This is a genomic window from Arthrobacter sp. HS15c (genome assembly GCF_040812005.1).
In the GTDB taxonomy this organism is placed as follows: domain Bacteria; phylum Actinomycetota; class Actinomycetes; order Actinomycetales; family Micrococcaceae; genus Arthrobacter.
This window is the reverse complement of the sequence record NZ_JBFOHM010000022.1, coordinates 1-4,446: the sequence shown is the minus strand read 5'-3', so window position 1 is coordinate 4,446 and position 4,446 is coordinate 1. Positions and strand designations below refer to the sequence as shown.

Sequence of the window (4,446 nt, the reverse complement as noted above, 5' to 3'; positions counted from 1 at the left end):
GGGTGGCATCCCCGATGCCGGTCACACCGTCCTCGGTGGTGATCCGGAGGGTCACGAAGTTACGGGACGGGCTGGTCACGAAGACTTCCGCAGCAATAATTTTCACAGTAAGAGACCTTTCAAGGACTGGTTTAGGGGCGCTCGACGGGACATATGGGGCTGGGCCGGGGCACCCGTTTAGCGGATTTCCGAGTTGGCCGGAGTCGCTGACAGGGAATCAGACGCGCTGCGGGAACTTTCCTTCGTCGGCGATGCGCTTGTTCAGCTCAGCGAGGAACAGGTCTTCATCGAAGTCCAGGTCGACTTCGCTCCCGGTCCAGCTGGAGAGGTGGATGGCGTTAGCCAGACGAACACCCTTGATGCCGTCCGAACCCGGGGCCAGCAACGGGGTGCCGTTGAGGATATTGGCGGCGAAGTTTTCCAGTACGCCGGCGTGCTGCACCCCCCAAGGGGACGGGAATTCGATGACTTCGGAAGTGTAAAGCTCGTCGGGGTTCAGTTGTCCCGTGACCACTTTCCGGATGTCGTCCATACCCATCGAATCGCTGAGTTCACGCTCCGGCTTGACCAGCCGGGTTACGGTCGCTGTCTTGCTGTTTTCGACGACGATCTTGCCCTGGTCGCCCAGGATCTCGAAGCGGTCCGTTCCGGTGACGTCGTGGGTTGCCGTGACAAAAACCCCGGTGGCGCCATCTCCGTAATCAACCACTGCAGTGACTTCATCCTCGACGGCGATGTCGCGTCGGAAGCCGTAGGCAACCTTTGCGTATACGGACTTGGGCACACCGCAGATCCACTGCCAGAGGTCCAGCTGGTGCGGTGCCTGGTTGACCAGTACGCCGCCGCCTTCACCGCCCCATGTGGCACGCCATGCGCTGGAGTTGTAGTAGCCCTGCGGGCGCCACCAAGTGGTGATGATCCAGTTGGTCCGGCGGATGTCGCCGATCTCCCCGTTCTCCACGATCTCCTTGAGCCGCTGGTACAGGGGATTGTTCCGCTGGTTGAACATGATTGCGAAGGACAACTCGGGCTTGCTGTCGGCGAAGTCGTTGAGTTCCTGGACCTGCTTTGTGTAAACGCCTGCGGGTTTCTCCACGAGCGCGTGAATATCGCGCTTCAGCGTTTCGATACCCATCTCGGGGTGGAGGAAATGGGGCACGCAGGTCACCACAGCATCCACGTCTCCACTGTCGAGCATGGTGATGTAGTCGTCGTAAAACGGGATGTCCAGGTACTTGGTAGCGGCTTCTTCCTTTTTGGACGCATCAATGTCGCACACGGCGCCGATCACCATGTTGGGGACTTTGCCTGTGCTGATGAAGTGGGCGTACATGCTGCCCTGCTGTCCGAGGCCGATAATGCCAAGGCGTACTTTTTTGCTCATCTGGTGATGCTCCGTATCTTGTTGACTGCTTGAATAAAGCTGGGATTAGAAGAGGTCTGAGTGCCCCATGGCCACGAGGTTGTCGTAGGACGTTTGGAGCGCTTCCCACACCGTGCGTCCGTAGAGTTCGTCCTGCTCGACGAGCAGGTACTCTGCTCCTGCGGCTTGGGAAGCCGCGATGATGGCGGGGAAGTCGAGGTTGCCCTCGCCCACTTCGGCGAACTCGATAACGTTCCGAAACTCGTTGCGGAACCCGTTGGCGTCACCGGCGGCGAGCTTCGCGAAAGCAGACTCCGGCACTTCGCCCACACGGTAGTCCTTGAGGTGGATCATGGCAGCACGGTCTGCATATTTGTTGATGGTGCGGACGGGGTCGTGGCCCCCGCGTTGCACCCAGTGCACGTCAAGCTCCAAGCCCATGGCAGGGGAATTATCGGCGATGATGTCCAGCATGTATTTGCCGTCGAGCTTCGCGAATTCGACGTGGTGATTGTGGTAGTAAAGGCCGATGCCGTGGTCCTTTAGCTGCTCTGCATAGTCATTGGCCTCTTTGGCAAAGTCGACGACGGCATTCAGCGATTTCAGGGCCGGAAAGGGCAAGATGCCGATGCGCAAAAACTTGGACCCAAGACGGTTGGCGTCGTCGACGATCTTGGCGAAGTCCTTTTTCAGCGTGTCGCCAGGCCGGCCGGCCGGGAGATCTACAGCCACGGACAGGGCCGCCATGTCCATCCCCAGTTCAGTCCGGGCGCGGTCCAGCTCACCGACGATCTTTTCAGACATGGGGATCTGCGAAATTTCGACGGCGTTGTAGCCAATCGCGCTTACTTTCCGGAGCGTTTCAAATGCTCCGTCCTGCGCGAAGCCCTGCATCAACATCATCGCCTGTACGCCGATTTTGGCCATGTTTATCTTCTTCCGATTGATTGTTCTGTTTTGGGCCGGCGCTCCTGGAAGGACGCCGGAGTATTCGCCGCATGATCGTGCAGGGGCGGGTTGCAAACCTGGAACTTAGGACACGGCCTTAAGTTGCGTGGGATAGCTTTGGCGGTAGAGCTCTTTGACGATCGCCAGTGATTTGAAGGCCTCGTCAGGGTCGATCCAGAATGGAGCAGGGTCACCGATCCGGGCATAAAAATCTTTGATCAGTAATTCGTGCGACAAGCCCCAATAGGCCCGGCCGCCTGTCGGCGCTTCATTTTCAGGATGGCGCTCCCTTTCCGGAGTCACTTCCACGCGGCCATCACCATACGTGACGGTCAGGTCGCGGCGGAGGCACAATGCGGCCTTCTCTGTGACGATGTCCAAGGTGATGGGTGCGTTGACGGAGTTCGCGAGGCTGGCGTAGAAAATGCTCCGCGCTCCGTTGGCGTGTTCTGCAAGGAACTCCGCCGTATCCTCCACCGCGATGGTCTCGCCCAGGACCCGCGTGGAAGAGTTGCCGGTGAGGGAGACGACGTCGCCCACAAGCCACTGCAGGAGGTCAACGGTGTGGATAGCCTGGTTCATCATCAGGCCTCCACCGCCGCCTTCCCAGCTGCCGCGCCACGGCCTGCTGGTGTAATAGTCAGCGTTGCGATGCCACATCACAGTGGCGGATGCCCCCACTACCGCACCGAGCTCACCTGAGTGGATAAGTTTGTGCATTGCCTGAGCAGTGGCGTTGTAGCGGTTTTGGAAGCAGACGGCGATTTTTGCTCTGCTCGCCTTAGCTGCTTCCACCAGCCGGAGACCTTCCTCCAGGGTGTGCGCCAAAGGCTTTTCAACGATCACGTTGACGCCGCGTTGCAGGCAGTCTGCCGCGATTGAGGCGTGAGTGTTGTGCGGCGTGGCGATGTGCACCACGTCAGGTCTTATAGTGTCGAGCAGGCTGATGTGGTCGGGGAACCCCGGGACGTTATGGGCGGTCGTTGCCGCTTCAAGCCGGTCAGAGTCAGTGTCACAGACAGCTGCGAGCCTGGCGCCGGGCAGATCCGCTATTGCCTGGAGATGTACTGCAGAAACGTCACCACATCCGACGACCGCCGCTTTCAGGTCGGTCACGAGAGCTCAATCCCCTTGGCTGCCGCCAATGAGGCAAAAGCGCGGGCTGCCACGCCGAAGGCGACAGGACCGGAAAAGCCGCCCAGTTCATGAGCGCTGGCAAGGTGCGGTTCCAACGAGGCGAAGCCGGTATAGCCGTCCGCCTTCAGGGCAGCGATGGTAGCGTCCAGCTCGCCATCCCCTTGACCTGCCGGCACCACCTCTCCGGTTGCGCAAAGGGCGTCCTTGATCTGGAGGTATTCCAGATAAGGACGCAGCAGGGCATAGCCATCGGTGTACGGCTTTACTCCCACTTGGACGAAGTTGGCGTTGTCCCACGCGACTCTCAGAGCCGGAGAATTAACCGACGTCATGAGGTCCAAGACGCGCTCCGGGGTGTCTCCGTAGATCCCCTTTTCATTCTCATGAAGGAGAACAACCCCTGCATTGGCGGCTTCATCGGCAAGCGCCCTCATCCTCAGGATGACGTCTTCACGAACCTCGTCCTGGCTCTGGCCTTCCCCCGGGTAAAAGGAAAAGATTCGGATGTACTTGGTATCCAGGATGCTTGCCACGGAAATGATCTGACGGAGCCGTTGCACCTCATGGTCAACCGGAAGAGTCACCGAAACTTTGCCTATGGGACTCGCCACGGCAGAGACTTTTAGGCCCTTCCCGTCCAGAATCTCCTTCAGGCGTACGGCCTGCTCCGGTTCCAGGGCGGAGACGTTGACTCCCCAGGCGCTGCGTACTTCGATATGGTTGGCGCCGAGGGCCAAAAGGACCGCTGACTGTACCGCTGGGTCCGGGTCGATTTCGTCGCCAAATCCAGAGAGGGGCCAGATAGTGGGTACTGCTTGAGTCACGGAGTCTCCTAGGTCGATGCTAAGGGCCAGAGGTTGGCACGCTGGCTAGTTACCAGTCATGGACGGTGCCGTCGACGAGCCGGTTGTAGGGCAGGTACGCCTGCTGGTACGGGTAGGCGGCTGCGGCTTCGGCGTTGAATTCGACGCCGATGCCGGGCTTGTCGCCGGGGTGCA

At 59.6% G+C, this 4,446-nt stretch carries 4 protein-coding genes; all 4 read right to left on the bottom strand.

What is annotated here, in order from left to right; translation table 11 throughout:
* Window positions 1–217 precede the first annotated feature (217 nt).
* Complete coding sequence (locus tag ABV518_RS22255) at window positions 218–1,384, bottom strand: Gfo/Idh/MocA family protein (RefSeq protein ID WP_367771822.1); 1,167 nt, start codon at window positions 1,382–1,384, stop codon at window positions 218–220.
* Window positions 1,385–1,429: 45 nt separating this feature from the next.
* Entirely contained in the window at window positions 1,430–2,290 is an 861-nt protein-coding gene (locus ABV518_RS22250) for a sugar phosphate isomerase/epimerase family protein (protein WP_367771819.1), read from the bottom strand.
* Between the two features lie 105 nt (window positions 2,291–2,395).
* Entirely contained in the window at window positions 2,396–3,427 is a 1,032-nt protein-coding gene (locus ABV518_RS22245) for a Gfo/Idh/MocA family protein (protein ID WP_367771815.1), read from the bottom strand.
* Window positions 3,424–4,272, bottom strand: a complete 849-nt coding sequence (locus ABV518_RS22240) for a sugar phosphate isomerase/epimerase family protein (protein ID WP_367771812.1) — start codon at window positions 4,270–4,272, stop codon at window positions 3,424–3,426. Before ABV518_RS22240 ends, ABV518_RS22245 begins: the two co-directional genes overlap by 4 nt.
* Window positions 4,273–4,446 lie beyond the last annotated feature (174 nt).